The 616-nt window shown below is 45.5% G+C and carries 2 protein-coding genes; both read left to right on the plus strand.

Going from position 1 to position 616, the window contains the following annotated elements; genetic code table 11:
* The coding region (syd, locus tag R7O13_RS28495; RefSeq protein ID WP_318305409.1) for a SecY-interacting protein at window positions 1–357 on the plus strand (357 nt) is incomplete at its 5' end.
* Window positions 358–359: 2 nt separating this feature from the next.
* Window positions 360–616: DUF2310 family Zn-ribbon-containing protein (locus R7O13_RS28500; RefSeq protein ID WP_318305410.1), on the plus strand; the 257-nt coding region annotated here is incomplete at its 3' end.

Below are 616 nucleotides of genomic sequence, written 5' to 3' on the forward strand. Positions count from 1 at the left end.
AACGTTGAAAATGCGATTGAGTTGACGCTGCATGAAGACATTAAAGCGTTTTATGGATCTCAATACAGTGCGGATATGGACGCAACGTGGCAGACGAATCCTCTGACATTGCTTCAAGTTTGGAGCGATGACGATTTTGTTCGTTTACAAGAGAACATTTTGGGTCACTTGGTGACACAGCGTCGTCTAAAGCTAAAACCGACGGTGTTTATCGCAGCGACGGATGCAGAATTGGACGTGATTTCAATTTGTAACTTAACGGGCAATGTGATTTTAGAGCGTTTAGGAACAGATAAGCGCGAAGTGCTCGCAGAGAATGTTGTGGAGTTTTTGGCCAAAATTGAGGCTGCGGTGTAAGCATGTACGTTGTTGAGTTGCAATTTGAGTGTTTTGATAACACCACCGTCAGTGCGGTAGATAAAGCCATTAACGGTTTGATGGATGCGTTACGTTACAACGGCCAAGTGCTAGGTCGTGAATTCCCGATAGTGATGGGCGATGGCGAATTTTTTGTGCGCGTGGTTTGCCCGGAACAAGACAGTTTGCATCCGCGTTATCATTCAGATTTCGTTAAAGTGTGCATGAATCGTTTGTCGGATGCGTCTTTGCTTGCGCC

Source organism: Vibrio sp. Y176, assembly GCF_033438945.1.